A 14,209-nucleotide genomic window follows, 5' to 3' on the forward strand; every position below is an offset into this window, starting at 1 on the left:
CGCATCAGACAAGCAGAGAACCGGTTTTTTCATTCCGAGATCTATTGTTTTCGGCCACCCGAAGGACGGGCACGCCGCGCTTCAGACCTAAAGCGGCTTGCGCGGCCAGGCTCCATTGAGCACCTGCTGCGCGGCGAGCGCGCCGATCAGCGTCTTCACATCAGTGATCTCGCCACGCGTCACTTGCGCCACGACCTCGGCCAGCGGCAGGCGCACCACATCGAGAAACTCTTCCTCGTCCAGGCACTGCTCCACGCTGCTCAGGTCTTCTGCAAGATAGAGTTCGATGGCCTCGTCGGAATAGGCGATGGCGTTGTGGATCACGGTGAGCTGCGACCAGCGCCGGGCCGAGAGGCCGACCTCCTCGGACAGCTCGCGCTGCGCCGTCAGCAGCGTGGGCTCGCCGGGGTCCCGTTTGCCGGCAGGGAACTCCAGGAACACACGGTTCAGCGGGTAGCGGAACTGCCGCACCATGGTCACCGTGCCGTCTGTATGCAGGGGCACGATCATCGCGGCGCCCGGGTGCACCACATATTCCCGGGTGGCGACGCTTCCGTTGGGGAGCCGGACATGATCCAGACGCACGTCAAGCAGGCGCCCGGCAAAGACCTGACGGGAATCGACGCGCGTTTCGATCAGACCGGCATCGGCCGCAGCATTGGCTGGAGGCTCAGTCGGCGCCTGGGTTGGCGAATCCGCCCGCCCGCTCATGCATCGGCCGAGCTGACTTCTGCTGCTGCGTTGCGCGCAGCCTTGGTCGCGCCGCGGCGCAGGTATCGCCACAGGAAGCCCGGAAACGCCGCAACGCCCCACAGGCAGATCATCACCACCACGAACTCCCAGCGCTGCTCTGCGCGCTGCCCTTGGGCGCCTTCCATCCACAGCGCTCCAAGTACCACGCAGGTGAACAGCAGGCCGGAGGCCAGCGCGTGCAGGGCAAAGCCCGCACCGGTACTGAGCTGCTTCAGACCGAGGCCCGGCCGGAACAGGAAAGGCGCACTGGCTGCGAGCACGGCAGCCAGTGTGAACAACAGCGCATTGGACCCTGCACCCATGTTTTGCTCCTTAGCCGCCGAGGAAGGCAGTCATCGCCGCCTTGGACAGATTGAGCAGCGGCCCGGGAATCAGCCCCAGCACCAGAGAGGCCGCGGCTGTCACACCGAGTACTGCCAAGGTCCCCTGCCCGGCCAACACCGGAGGTGCGTCTGCCGCAGGCTCGTCAAAGAACATCGCCTTGACCACGCGCAGGTAGTAGAAGGCACCTACCAGCGACGCAAGGACGCCGATCACGGCCAGCCAGATCAGCCCGGCAGAGATCAGTGCCTGCAGTACCGCCAGCTTCGCAAAGAACCCAACGGTCGGGGGCACGCCGGCCAGGGAGAACATGAGTACGAGCATCAGCCACGCCAGCGCCGGGCGGCGGTTGAACAGGCCCTTGAGGTCGCCGATCGTCTCCGCCTCGAATCCCTTGTGGGCCAGCACGAGCACAAGACCGAAGGTACCCAGCGTCGTGACCACGTAGGTCAGCATGTAGAACACAGAGGCACTGTAGGCATCGGCCGCATTGAGGTTGTTGCCGTTCACCACTCCGGCGGACAGACCCAGAACCACGAAGCCCATGTGAGAGATCGTGGAGTAGGCCAGCATGCGCTTCAGGTTCGTCTGCATCACGGCCGTGAGGTTGCCGATCACCAGCGAGAACACGGCGACGAACCAGAGCATCGGCTGCCAATCGACAGCCACGCCCTGCAGGCCTTCCACCAGCACGCGCAGCGTGATGCCGAGCGCCGCGATCTTCGGGGCGCCTGCCAGCAGCAGCGTCACTGCAGTGGGCGAGCCCTGGTACACGTCCGGGACCCACATGTGGAACGGTGCCACACCGAACTTGAAAGCCAGGCCCGCAACGATGAACACGGTGGCAAAGATCAGCACCGTCGTGTTGGCCTTGCCGGTCGAAATGACCTTGGCAATCGTCGCAAGATCAAAGCTGGCCGTCGCACCATAGAGCATAGAGATGCCATACAGCAGGAAACCCGAGGCCAGCGCGCCGAGGACAAAGTACTTCATCGCCGACTCGGTCGCGCGTTGATCATCGCGGTGGAAGGCCACCAACGCGTACAACGCGAGCGACATCAGCTCCAGGCCGAGGTAGACGGTGAGCAGGTTGCTCGCGGAAACCATGATCATCTGACCGAGCAGTGCGCACAGTGCCAGCGCGTAGTAGTCGCCCTTGGCCAGGCCGCGGTCTTCCAGGTAGCGGCGACCCATCACCAACGTGATGAACGTGGCCACGTAGGCGCCGATCTTGAGCAGGTTGGCGAGGTAATCGTTGGTAAACGAGCCGCCGAAGGCTGTCATGTTGGTGCCGGCGCTGATGAAGCCGACTGACAAGCCGGTCAGGGCCAGCAGCCCCACCAACGACCCAAAGTGAATGAAGCTGCGATCACGCGTGAACAGATCGGTGATCAGCAGGAAGCAGATCCACACGAACAGGAAGAGCTCCGGGGCGATCGCGATGAAGTTGTTCATCATCATTGCGCGGCTCCCGAGACGGCGGGCTTGGGCTGCAGCTTCACGTCAGGCACAACCTTGGACTGAGCAACGTGCTTGAGCAGGGCATCCACCGAGGCCTGCGTCACGTCGGTAAAGGGTTTCGGGTACACGCCCATCCAGATCACGGCCGCGGCCATGGTTGCGAGCAGCCAGTATTCGCGGCGGTTGACGTCCTGCAGCTGGGCCACGTTGTCGTTGGCCACCTCGCCGAAGACCACGCGCTTGTACATCCACAGCGAATAGGCGGCGCCCATGATCAGGCTGGTTGCGGCGAGCAGCGCAATCCAGAAGTTGAATTGCACGGCACCGAGAATCACATAGAACTCGCCGACAAAGCCGCTGGTGGCCGGCAGACCGGCGTTGGCCATAGCAAACAGCAGAAAGAATGCTGCGAACTTGGGCATGGTGTTCACCACGCCGCCATAGTCCGAGATTTGGCGCGAATGCACGCGGTCATACATCACGCCGATGCACAGGAACATCGCACCCGACACGAAGCCGTGGCTGATCATTTGGATGATCGCTCCCTGCACCGCGGTCGTGTTGAACATGAAGAACCCAAGGGTCACAAAGCCCATGTGCGCGATCGACGAATACGCAACGAGCTTCTTCATATCCTCCTGCACCAGCGCAACAAAGCCGATGTAGATCACCGCGATCAGCGAAAGCGCGATCATGAAACCCGCCAGCTGGTGGCTGGCATCCGGGGTGATCGGCAGAGAGAAGCGCAGGAAACCATACGCCCCAAGCTTGAGCATGATTGCGGCCAGCACGACGGAGCCGCCGGTGGGCGCTTCAACGTGCGCATCCGGCAGCCAAGTATGTACCGGCCACATCGGTACCTTCACCGCAAAGGCGAAGAAGAAGGCGAAGAACAGCAAGGTCTGGGCGGCCAGCGGTATCGGCGTCTTGGCCCAGGTCGCGAGATCAAACGAGCCGCCGGACTTGTTGTAGAGATAGATCAGCGCCAGAAGCATCAGCAGCGATCCCAGCAACGTGTACAGGAAGAACTTGATCGCGGCGTACACGCGGTTTGGTCCGCCCCAGACTCCGATGATGATGTACATCGGGATCAGCGTGGCTTCGAAGAAGATGTAGAACAGCAGCGCATCGGTCGCAGAGAACACGCCGATCATGAGGCCAGAGAGCATCAGGAAGGACGCCATGTAGGCGCCGACGTTCTTCTCGATCACCTCCCAGGCCGCGATCACCACGATCAAGGTGATGAAAGCAGTCAGCAGCACGAACCACAGCGCGATGCCATCCACGCCCAGCGCGTAGTGGATGTTGAAGCGCTCCACCCATACCGCCTTTTCCGTGAACTGCATGGCCGCCGAACTGGCATCGAAGCCGGCGTACAGGGGAAGCGTGACCAGAAAACTGATCAGCGCACCGGCCAGCGCAATGCCGCGGACCACGCCGACATTGCGATCCGAACCCATCGCGAGGATCAGGGCGCCGAACAGGATCGGCGTCCAGATCGCAATGGAAAGTAGAGGCAGTGAACTCATGTTCTCGGTCTTGTCAGTTCAGCGGAAGAAATACAGCAGCGCGACGAGGCCCAGAATCATCGCGAAGGCGTAGTGGTAGATGAAGCCGGACTGCAACTCGCGCACGAGCGCAGCGAACCAGCCCACAGCCCGGGCACTGCCATTCACGGCCACACCGTCGATCACTGCCTGGTCTCCGCCCTTCCAGAGACCACGGCCCAGCAGACGCGCTCCGGCTGCGAAGACCACCTCGTTGATGCGGTCCATGTAGTACTTGTTCTCGAGCAGCGTGTAGATCGGTGCAAAGACGCGGCGGGCCGACTCGGCAATCTCAGGCTTACGAAGATAGATGAACCAGGCACTGGCCACGCCAGCCACCGCCAGCCAGAACGGCAGGGTGACCACCGAGTGCAGGCCGTAGCCGATCCACTCCATGCCCTTGCCGTTCGCTTCGGTGAAATGGGCCCAGTGCTCGGCCAGCTTGGCCATGGCCGGATGCGCCGCGGTATCGATCGTGATGACGCCCTTGAAGAAGTCACCGAATAGCATGGGGCCAACTGCGATCAGACCGATGATGACCGAGGGAATGGCCAGCAGCATGAGCGGTACGGTCACCACCGCAGGAGACTCGTGCGGTTCATGACCGCCATGCCCGTGCGCATGATCATCGTCGTCATGGTGATCGTGCTCGATCTCACGGAAACGTTCCTTTCCGTGGAAGACCAGGAAGTACATACGGAACGAGTAGAAGGCCGTAATGAATACGCCGGCCAGGACTGCGAAGTATGCAAATCCGGCACCGGGCACGGTGGCGTACTTGGCCGCCTCGATGATGGACTCCTTGGAGTAGAAGCCCGCAAAGAACGGCGTACCGATCAGCGCCAGGGATCCGATCAAGGAGGTAATCCATGTGATCTTCATGTGCCTCCAGAGCCCCCCCATGTGGCGGATATCTTGGTTGTGGTGCATGCCGATGATCACGGAACCCGCTGCAAGGAAGAGCAGCGCCTTGAAGAAGGCGTGGGTCATGAGATGAAAGATCGCGACGCTGTAGGCAGAGGCGCCGAGCGCCACGGTCATATAACCCAGCTGCGACAGTGTGGAGTACGCCACGACGCGCTTGATGTCGTTCTGGATGATTCCGAGAAATCCCATGAACAGCGCGGTAATCGCGCCAATAATGATCACGAAGGACAGCGCCGTGGTCGACATTTCATAGAGCGGCGAGAAGCGCGCCACCATGAAGATGCCCGCAGTCACCATGGTTGCGGCGTGGATCAGTGCAGAAATCGGCGTCGGGCCTTCCATGGAGTCCGGCAGCCAAACGTGCAGCGGGAATTGCGCGCTCTTGCCCATCGCGCCGATGAACAGGCAGATGCAGGCCACCGTCACCACAAGCCAGTCTGTGCCGGGGAACATCACACCCGCGAGGCTCGGCGCCTTGGCAAAGATTTCGGAATAGTTCATCGAGCCTGTGTAAGCCAGCACCAGGCCGATACCAAGGATGAAGCCGAAGTCCCCAACGCGGTTGACCAGGAAGGCTTTCATGTTGGCGTAGATCGCCGTGGGCTTCTTGTACCAGAACCCGATCAGCAGATAACTGACGAGACCCACTGCTTCCCAGCCAAAGAACAGCTGGAGCATGTTGTTGCTCATCACGAGCATCATCATGCTGAAGGTGAACAACGAGATGTACGCGAAGAAACGCTGGTAGCCCGGATCCTCTTCCATGTAGCCGATGGTGTAGATGTGCACCATCAGCGACACCCAGGTCACCACGCACATCATCATGGCCGAGAGCGTGTCGATCTGGAAGCCGATCTCAAACTTCACGCCGGCAACCTGGCCCCATTCGTACAGCGTGCCATTGAATGTATTGCCGGCCAGCACGTCAGCCAAGGTCCAGCTGGAAGCCAGCGCGGCCACCAACACACCGATGATCGTGATCCAGTGCGCCAGACCGCGCCCGATCTTTCGACCGCCCAGTGCAGTGCCGAAGATGCCGACGAGTGCCGCACCCACCAATGGAGAAAACGCCGCGAGCAGATAGGCCGTCTTCATGATGCTCAGCCCTTCATCGAGCCGAGCTCGTCAACGTTGATGGTGTCAATGTTGCGGAACAGCACAACAAGGATCGCGAGACCGATGGCCGACTCCGCGGCGGCAACAGTGAGGATGAAGAAGACGAATACCTGCCCATGCAGGTCGCCAAGGAAGTGGGAAAACGCCACGAAATTGATGTTCACGGCGAGCAGCATCAGCTCGATGGCCATCAGCAGCACGATGACATTGCGCCGGTTGATGAAGATGCCAACGATGGAAATGGCGAAGAGAATCGCCCCCAGTGTTAGGAAGTGAGCAAGCGTCAGCACGTGTGGAAGGGTCCCTGAGCTTTCGTTGTTTCTTGTGTGAGCATCTACGCTCAAGAGGGCTGTTGCGTCGGCGGGTCCTGCGCGGGCTTCACAGCCGGAACGCTGACGATACGGACCCGATCAGCTGCGCGCGTGCGCACCGCTCCGGCCGGATCGTTGTAGCGAACATCCTTGCGGCGACGCAGAGTGAGTGCAACTGCGGCGATCAGCGCCACGAACAGGATGACGGCTGCCACCTGCACGTGGAACACGTAGTCCGAATACATGATCTTGCCGAGTTCCCGCGTGTTGTTTGTTCCCGGGACCGGACCGATGGCTTGTGCGGTCGTTACCGGGAAGCTCTTCGCCAGCAGGACACCCATTTGGGCAACCATGACGGCGCCGACGACCAGACCCAGCGGCATGTAGCGACGGAAACCCTCACGGAGCTTGTCGAAGTTGATGTCAAGCATCATGACCACGAACAGGAACAGCACCATCACGGCGCCCACGTAAACGAGGATCAGGACGATCGCAAGGAACTCAGCCTTCAGGAGCAGCCAGATCGCAGCAGTCGAGAAAAACGTCAAGACGAGGAACAACGCGGCGTGCACCGGGTTCCGTACGCTGATCACGGCAAGCGCGGCGCTGACGGTCACGGTCGCGAACGACCAAAACAGTGCTGTCAGCACGGCACCGGTCACGAGGAACGCACCGACACCAACCACCACGGGCAGCACGGCAAAGAACAGGATCGGCAGCAGCATGTTCAGCGGAAAGCCGCGTCCTTCGCGCGGTTTGCGGCGATTTCCTTCTCGTAGCGGTCACCCACTGCAAGGAGCATTTCCTTGGTGAAGTAGAGGTCGCCACGCTTTTCGCCGTGGTACTCGTGAATGTGTGTCTCAACAATGGAATCCACCGGACAGGACTCCTCGCAGAATCCGCAGAAGATGCACTTGGTGAGATCGATGTCATAGCGCGTCGTACGACGTGTACCGTCGTCGCGAAGATCGCTCTCGATCGTGATGGCCAACGCCGGACATACGGCTTCGCAAAGCTTGCAGGCAATGCAGCGCTCTTCGCCGTTTTCATAACGCCGCAAGGCGTGCAGGCCGCGGAAGCGCGGCGACATCGGCGTCTTCTCTTCGGGGTATTGCACCGTGATCTTGCGCGCGAACATGTATTTGCCTGTGAGCTTCATCCCCTTGAGAAGCTCACCGAGCATCAGGCTCGACAAGAAATCCTTGACCGCATCCATCGTGATTACTTCCAGATGTTCAGGGGCGAGACGACCCAGCAGGCCAAGACGATCACCCACACGAGCGTGATTGGAATAAAGATCTTCCAACCCAGGCGCATGATCTGGTCATAGCGGTAGCGTGGGAACGAAGCGCGAAACCACACAAATAGCGAAACCACAAAAAACGTCTTCGCAAATAGCCAGAACCAGTTCCAGAACCACATCGTGTCCTGGATGATCTGCGGCGTCTGCATGCCGAAAAGCTTGAAGCTCACCGGGGCCGCCCAGCCGCCAAGGAACATGATGGCCGTCAGCGCGGACAGCAGGATCATGTTGGCGTATTCAGCGAGAAAGAAGATCGCGAACGACATGCCCGAGTACTCGATCATGTGGCCAGCAACGATCTCGGACTCGCCCTCGACCACATCGAAGGGGTGGCGGTTGGTCTCGGCCACCGCAGAGATGATGTAGATCACGAACAAGGGCAACAGCGGCAGCCAGTTCCAGGAGAGGAAGGACAGTCCCATGTCAGCGAAGGTGCCCGTCAGTTGCGTACCGACGATCTGACTCAGGTTCAGCGTACCGGAGACGATCAACACACCCACGAGGACAAAGCCCATCGCTAGCTCGTAGCTCACCATCTGCGCCGAGGCACGCATCGCTCCCAGGAACGCGTACTTCGAGTTCGATGCCCAGCCAGCCAGAATGACGCCGTATACGCCTACCGAGGTGATGGCCATGATGTACAGAAGACCCGCGTTGATGTTGGCCAGCGCGGCATCAGGGCCAAAGGGGATCACCGCCCATGCCGCCATCGCGGGCATGATCACCATCACAGGCGCAATGACGTACAGCACCTTGTTCGCCTGAGCAGGGATGATGATCTCCTTGAGCATCATCTTGAAGGCGTCCGCGATGGGCTGCAGAAGCCCGAGCGGCCCGACCCGATTCGGGCCCAGACGCACATGCATCCAGCCGATCATCTTGCGCTCCCAAAGCGTCAGGTAGGCGACGCAGCCGAGAAGCGGGAGCACAATGCAGACGATCTTGAACAGATTCCACACCAGCGGCCAAGCGCTACCGAGGTACTGGGTACCCAGCGTGTTGATGGCGTTCAGGCCTTCCATCAGATGCGCTCCACGCTGACTTGAAGGTCGCCACCAAACACGTTGGTGGCTGCATGACCAGCCGGCAGACGGACCACACCTGCCGGCACGCTCTCATCTGCGCTCACCGGCAGCACTGCCTCACCGGATTGGCTACGGACACGCGCCGCACTTCCGATGACCAGACCCAACTGCGCGGCGGTATCCGGATGCACGGCCACCATGGGAGGCTTTGCGTCGGCGGTCTGCTGCAACGAATTCGCGCGGCGGACGATCAGATCAGACCGGTAGATCGGCATCGGCGTTGCACACTCGAGACCACCCGTGACCGGCTGCGGTACTACCGCGACCACTGCTGCCTTGCCTTCACCCAGCTTGCCGGAAAGAGCGAATCCTTCGCCCAAGGCCTCGGCGCGCACGGCCTCGGCACTGTCGTACGTAAAGCTGCCGAGCCTGAGTTGCTCACCCAAGACGCGCAGCACTTTCCAACCGGGCCTTGCTTCGCCTTGTGGCTTCACGCTGGCGTTGAAGGTCTGCAAGCGACCTTCCGCGTTGACGAAACTTCCAGGCGTTTCACTCCAAGGGGCAATCGGCAACATGATGTCGGCCCAGTCTTCGGCTGCAGAGCGGAAAGGCGTCAACGCGATCTTCCGTTGTGCACTGCGAGCAAGCAACGCGGCCAGATGCCCGTCCAATTGGGGCTCAAGATTCATGACTAGCAGAGAGTTGCTTTGTACCGGACCGCCGGGGCGTACTGCACCCAGCGCCTGCGCTCCGACTGCGTTTGCGCCCTCCCCCAGGACACCGAACCGACCACCTGATTGACGGGCGATCCATGCAGCGAGGCTCCGGATGGAGCCGCTGTGAACGCTGTGCAAGGCGGCGTTTCCAAGGAACACACCCACGCGCGATCCTGAGGCGAGACTCTTCGCGGCAACCGACGCACATTCCGTTGGCTGAACGCCGTGCAAGCTCGCGGGTGCCGCAACACCCTTCTCCTTGGCTAGCGCCACGGCGATCTGAGCCAGCGTTTGAGCAATCGCGGACGGCCGCACGATGCACTTCGCAGCGATTGGCATCAGCAGATCGTCGTCCGTTGAATGCACCACAGACACCTTGGTGCCGCGCTTGGCTGCGGTGCGGATGCGTGCAGCCAACACCGGATGATCCTTGCGAAGATCGGACCCTACAAGCAATACACGGTCGAGTTGGCCTACTTCGGCGACTGACATGCCAAGCCAATCGATGCCCGGCTCTGAATCCGCCGCAAACTCGCGGTGAGCAACTCGGTAATCGATGTTGTCGCTACCGAGCGCGCGGATCAGCTTGTTCAGCAGAAAGATCTCTTCGGTCGTGGACAGCGATCCATAAAGTGCGCCCAGCGCGGCAGAACCGCCGCCACGGGCGGCGCCGAGGACTTCGACCGTGGATGCAAGAGCGGTCGGCCAGTCGACAGCTTCCCATGTACCGTCGCGCTTCAGCATCGGCTGGAGCAGGCGATCCTCTGAGTTGAGGGCTTCATAGCTGAAGCGATCGCGATCGGAGATCCAGCACTCGTTGATGTCCTCAACCTCGTAGGGCAACACACGCATCACTCTATTCGCCTTGACCTGCACGACGACATTGGCGCCGAGACTGTCGTGGGGACTCACGCTCTTGCGGCGCGATAGCTCCCATGTACGAGCGGAATAGCGAAACGGTTTGCTGGTCAGCGCGCCAACGGGGCAGACGTCGATCATGTTTCCGGAGAGTTCGGACTCGATGCCGCGCCCGAGGAAGGACGTGATTTCCGAGTGCTCACCCCGGTTCAGCATGCCCAACTCCATCACGCCGGCAACTTCCTGTCCGAATCGGACACAGCGCGTGCAGTGGATGCAGCGGCTCATCTCCTCGGCACTGATCAATGGGCCGAGGCTCTTGTGAAAGACGACGCGCTTTTCTTCTTCGTAACGCGAACCGGACTTGCCGTAGCCCACGGCGAGATCCTGCAGCTGGCACTCCCCGCCCTGATCGCAGATAGGGCAATCGAGCGGGTGGTTGATCAGCAGGAATTCCATGACGCCCTGCTGAGCCTTCTTGGCTTTCTCGTTGGCGGTGTGCACCACCATGCCCTGGGTAACGGGCGTCGCACATGCGGGCAGCGGCTTGGGTGCCTTTTCCACGTCCACAAGGCACATGCGGCAATTCGCGGCAATGGAAAGCTTCTTGTGGTAGCAGAAGTGCGGCACGTAGCTGCCGAGCTTCTCGACGGCATGCATCACCATGCTGCCCTCGGGCACTTCCACCTTCATTCCATCGATTGTCAGTTCAACCATGTGCTGCTCTTGGCCTGCGGCGATCAGAGGTAGGTCGGGACCATGCAGGTCTTGTGGGATATGTGGTGCTCGAACTCGGCGCGAAAGTGCTTGATCATGGCGCGCACCGGCATCGCCGCGGCATCACCGAGCGCGCAGATGGTGCGGCCCTGGATGTTGTCGCTCACGCTATTGAGCAGGTCGAGGTCCTCGGGACGTCCCTTGCCATGCTCGATGCGATCAACCACGCGCCACAGCCAGCCTGTGCCTTCGCGGCAGGGCGTGCACTGACCGCAGCTCTCATGCATGTAGAAATAGGACAGGCGCAGCAGGCTCTTCACCATGCAGCGGGTTTCGTCCATGACGATCACGGCACCTGAACCAAGCATCGAGCCAGCCTTGGCAATCGAGTCGTAGTCCATGTTGGTCTGCATTATGATGTCTGCTGGCAGGACCGGCATTGAAGAGCCGCCGGGAATCACCGCCTTAAGCTTTCGTCCGTCGCGCATGCCGCCTGCCAACTCAAGCAGCGTGGCAAAGGGCGTACCCATGGGAATCTCGTAGTTGCCTGGGCGCTCCACATCGCCGGAAATCGAGAAGATCTTGGTACCGCCGTTGTTTGGTTTGCCTACCTCCAGATAGGCCTGACCACCGTGATTGATAATCCACGGTACGGCTGCGAATGTCTCGGTGTTGTTGATGGTCGTCGGCCGGCCGTACAGCCCAAAGCTCGCCGGGAAGGGCGGCTTGAAACGCGGCTGGCCCTTCTTGCCTTCTAGAGATTCCAGAAGCGCCGTCTCTTCGCCGCAGATGTACGCGCCGAAGCCGTGGTGCCCATGGAGCTGGAAGCTGAAGCTGCTGCCCAGAATGTTCTGTCCGAGCAGACCCGCAGCGCGCGCTTCTTCCAGAGCTTCTTCGAAGCGCTCGTAGACATCGAAGATCTCGCCATGGATGTAGTTGTATCCCACCGTGATGCCCATGGCGTACGCGGCAATTGCCATACCTTCGATGACGATGTGCGGGTTGAAGCGCAGGATGTCACGATCCTTGCACGTACCAGGCTCGCCTTCGTCTGAATTGCAGACAAGGTATTTCTGGATCGGCGCCTTGGCGGGCATGAAGCTCCACTTCAGCCCGGTAGGGAAGCCTGCGCCGCCACGGCCTCGAAGCGCAGAACCCTTGACCTCGGCGATTACCTGCTCAGGCGTCATGCCTGCACCGCCGTCGGCCGCGAGAATCTTCTTCAGCGCGCTGTATCCCCCTCGAGCAACATAGTCCGCGAGGCGCCAGTTCCTGCCATCGAGCCCCGCATAGATCTGCGGGCTGATATGGCGACCATGGAAACAAGTTTCGGCACCGCTTGCCTGAAACCTGCTCAAAACACTGTTGCTGATGACGTCTTTCTCGAATGCGCCCATGGTCACGCTCCTGCCTGACGCCTAAGCGTGTCGACCAAGTCGTCGATACGCTCATTGCTCATGTAGCTCACCATATGCCGGTCGTTGACCAGCATGACCGGGGAATCAGCGCATGCCCCCAGGCATTCACACTTCTGCAGTGTGAACAGCCCGTCTGGCGTCGTCTGCCCCTCGGCGATGCCAAGCTTCTGCTCGAGATAAACCAGGGCCTTCTGGCCGTCACGCAACTGGCACGGCAGATTCGTGCAGACGTTGAGCTTGAAACGCCCGACCGGCTGCTGGTTGTACATGTTGTAGAAGGTGACCACTTCGCGCACGGCAATCGGTGCCATGCCCAAGTGCCGGGCGACGGCCTCCTGCGCCTCGTCGCTCACCCAGCCCTGCTCCTGCTGAATGATGGACAGGCACGCCATAACTGCTGACTGCCGCTGGTCCGCCGGATACTTTGCCACTTCCTTGTCGAAGCGGGCCTTGGTCTGTTCAGAAAGCTGCATCTTGAGGCTCAGCGGTCGATTTCGCCGAAAACGATGTCTTGGGTGCCGATGATGGTGACGGCATCTGCGATCATGTGCCCGCGCGCCATTTCATCGAGCGCTTGCAGGTGTGCAAATCCGGGAGCGCGGATCTTCAGGCGATAGGGCTTGTTCGCGCCATCGCTCACAAGATAGATACCGAATTCGCCCTTGGGATGCTCCACTGCCGCATAGGCCTCGCCCTCCGGCACATGGAATCCTTCGGTAAAGAGCTTGAAGTGATGAATCAGCTCTTCCATGTTGGACTTCATGTCTACGCGCTGAGGCGGGGCAATCTTGTGGTTCTCGGTAATGACCGGCCCTGGATTCTGGCGCAACCACGTCACGCACTGCTGGATGATGCGGTTCGACTGGCGCATTTCCTCAACGCGCACGAGGTAGCGGTCGTAGCAGTCGCCGTTCACGCCGACAGGGATGTCGAACGCAAGCCGGCCATAAACCTCATAGGGTTGATGCTTGCGCAGATCCCACACCACGCCCGAACCGCGCAGCATGGCGCCGGTGAAGCCCAGCGCCTTGGCACGTTCCGGCGTGACGACACCGATGCCGACCAGACGCTGTTTCCAGATGCGGTTGTCTGTCAGCAGCGTTTCGTACTCATCGACGTACGTCGGGAAACGCTTTGTGAAGTCCTCGATGAAGTCAAGCAGCGAACCTTGGCGATTCTCGTTGCGCTTGGCGACGTCCGATTTGCTGCGCAGGGAGGACTCCGCAAACTGCGGCATGGATGCAGGCAGGTCGCGGTAGACACCGCCTGGCCGGAAGTAGGCTGCATGCATGCGTGCGCCGGACACTGCTTCGTACATGTCGAAAAGGTCCTCGCGCTCCCGGAATGCATACAAGAACACCGCCATCGCTCCCACGTCCAGACCGTGGCAGCCGATCCAGAGAAGATGATTCAGCAGGCGAGTGATCTCTGAATACATCACGCGGATGTATTGCGCGCGCAGGGGCACCTCGATCCCGAGCAGCTTTTCAATCGCCAGGCAATAGGCGTGCTCGTTGGACATCATCGACACATAGTCGAGACGATCCATGTAGGGGAGCGATTGAATGTAGGTTTTGTGCTCAGCCAGCTTCTCTGTAGCACGATGCAGCAGACCGATGTGCGGATCTGCCCGCTGGATTACTTCGCCATCCAGCTCCAGCACCAGACGCAACACGCCATGCGCCGCCGGATGCTGGGGGCCGAAGTTCAGGGTGTAGTTCTTGATCTCTGCCATG

At 60.5% G+C, this 14,209-nt stretch carries 13 protein-coding genes; all 13 read right to left on the reverse strand.

The window, feature by feature from the left end; genetic code table 11:
- Positions 1-87: 87 nt before the first annotated feature.
- Genes ACMDW7_RS10630 through ACMDW7_RS10690 form a run of 13 tightly spaced genes read right to left on the reverse strand, consistent with a single transcriptional unit; the run spans position 88 to position 14,208 of the window.
- Positions 88-711: an NUDIX domain-containing protein gene (locus tag ACMDW7_RS10630; protein ID WP_377300774.1), complete on the reverse strand. Its 624-nt coding sequence runs from the start codon at positions 709-711 to the stop codon at positions 88-90.
- Complete coding sequence (locus ACMDW7_RS10635) at positions 708-1,055, reverse strand: DUF2818 family protein (protein ID WP_377300773.1); 348 nt, start codon at positions 1,053-1,055, stop codon at positions 708-710. The genes ACMDW7_RS10630 and ACMDW7_RS10635 overlap by 4 nt, the downstream gene beginning before the upstream one ends.
- Positions 1,056-1,065: 10 nt before the next feature.
- Positions 1,066-2,535: an NADH-quinone oxidoreductase subunit NuoN gene (gene nuoN, locus ACMDW7_RS10640; RefSeq protein ID WP_377300771.1), complete on the reverse strand. Its 1,470-nt coding sequence runs from the start codon at positions 2,533-2,535 to the stop codon at positions 1,066-1,068.
- Entirely contained in the window at positions 2,532-4,064 is a 1,533-nt protein-coding gene (locus ACMDW7_RS10645; protein ID WP_377300769.1) for an NADH-quinone oxidoreductase subunit M, read from the reverse strand. The genes nuoN and ACMDW7_RS10645 overlap by 4 nt, the downstream gene beginning before the upstream one ends.
- Positions 4,065-4,082: 18 nt before the next feature.
- On the reverse strand, positions 4,083-6,104 hold the full coding sequence (nuoL, locus tag ACMDW7_RS10650; protein ID WP_377300768.1) for an NADH-quinone oxidoreductase subunit L: 2,022 nt from the start codon (positions 6,102-6,104) through the stop codon (positions 4,083-4,085).
- Positions 6,105-6,109: 5 nt separating this feature from the next.
- Entirely contained in the window at positions 6,110-6,415 is a 306-nt protein-coding gene (gene nuoK / locus ACMDW7_RS10655; RefSeq protein WP_054125376.1) for an NADH-quinone oxidoreductase subunit NuoK, read from the reverse strand.
- A gap of 50 nt (positions 6,416-6,465) precedes the next feature.
- Entirely contained in the window at positions 6,466-7,161 is a 696-nt protein-coding gene (locus ACMDW7_RS10660) for an NADH-quinone oxidoreductase subunit J (RefSeq protein ID WP_377300766.1), read from the reverse strand.
- A gap of 2 nt (positions 7,162-7,163) precedes the next feature.
- Positions 7,164-7,652, reverse strand: a complete 489-nt coding sequence (gene nuoI, locus ACMDW7_RS10665) for an NADH-quinone oxidoreductase subunit NuoI (RefSeq protein WP_377300764.1) — start codon at positions 7,650-7,652, stop codon at positions 7,164-7,166.
- Between the two features lie 5 nt (positions 7,653-7,657).
- The gene (gene nuoH / locus ACMDW7_RS10670) at positions 7,658-8,761 is read right to left on the reverse strand and encodes an NADH-quinone oxidoreductase subunit NuoH (RefSeq protein ID WP_377300763.1); all 1,104 of its coding nucleotides are present in this window, start codon (positions 8,759-8,761) and stop codon (positions 7,658-7,660) included.
- A complete protein-coding gene (nuoG, locus tag ACMDW7_RS10675; RefSeq protein WP_377300761.1) occupies positions 8,761-11,055 on the reverse strand; it encodes an NADH-quinone oxidoreductase subunit NuoG in 2,295 nt (764 codons plus the stop codon). The genes nuoH and nuoG overlap by 1 nt, the downstream gene beginning before the upstream one ends.
- Before the next feature lie 23 nt (positions 11,056-11,078).
- The gene (gene nuoF, locus ACMDW7_RS10680; RefSeq protein WP_377300760.1) at positions 11,079-12,452 is read right to left on the reverse strand and encodes an NADH-quinone oxidoreductase subunit NuoF; all 1,374 of its coding nucleotides are present in this window, start codon (positions 12,450-12,452) and stop codon (positions 11,079-11,081) included.
- Between the two features lie 2 nt (positions 12,453-12,454).
- Positions 12,455-12,946, reverse strand: a complete 492-nt coding sequence (gene nuoE / locus ACMDW7_RS10685; protein ID WP_377300758.1) for an NADH-quinone oxidoreductase subunit NuoE — start codon at positions 12,944-12,946, stop codon at positions 12,455-12,457.
- A gap of 8 nt (positions 12,947-12,954) precedes the next feature.
- Entirely contained in the window at positions 12,955-14,208 is a 1,254-nt protein-coding gene (locus ACMDW7_RS10690; protein ID WP_377300756.1) for an NADH-quinone oxidoreductase subunit D, read from the reverse strand.
- Position 14,209 lies beyond the last annotated feature (1 nt).

The organism is Piscinibacterium candidicorallinum (assembly GCF_047549485.1).
Lineage (GTDB): Bacteria > Pseudomonadota > Gammaproteobacteria > Burkholderiales > Burkholderiaceae_C > Piscinibacterium > Piscinibacterium candidicorallinum.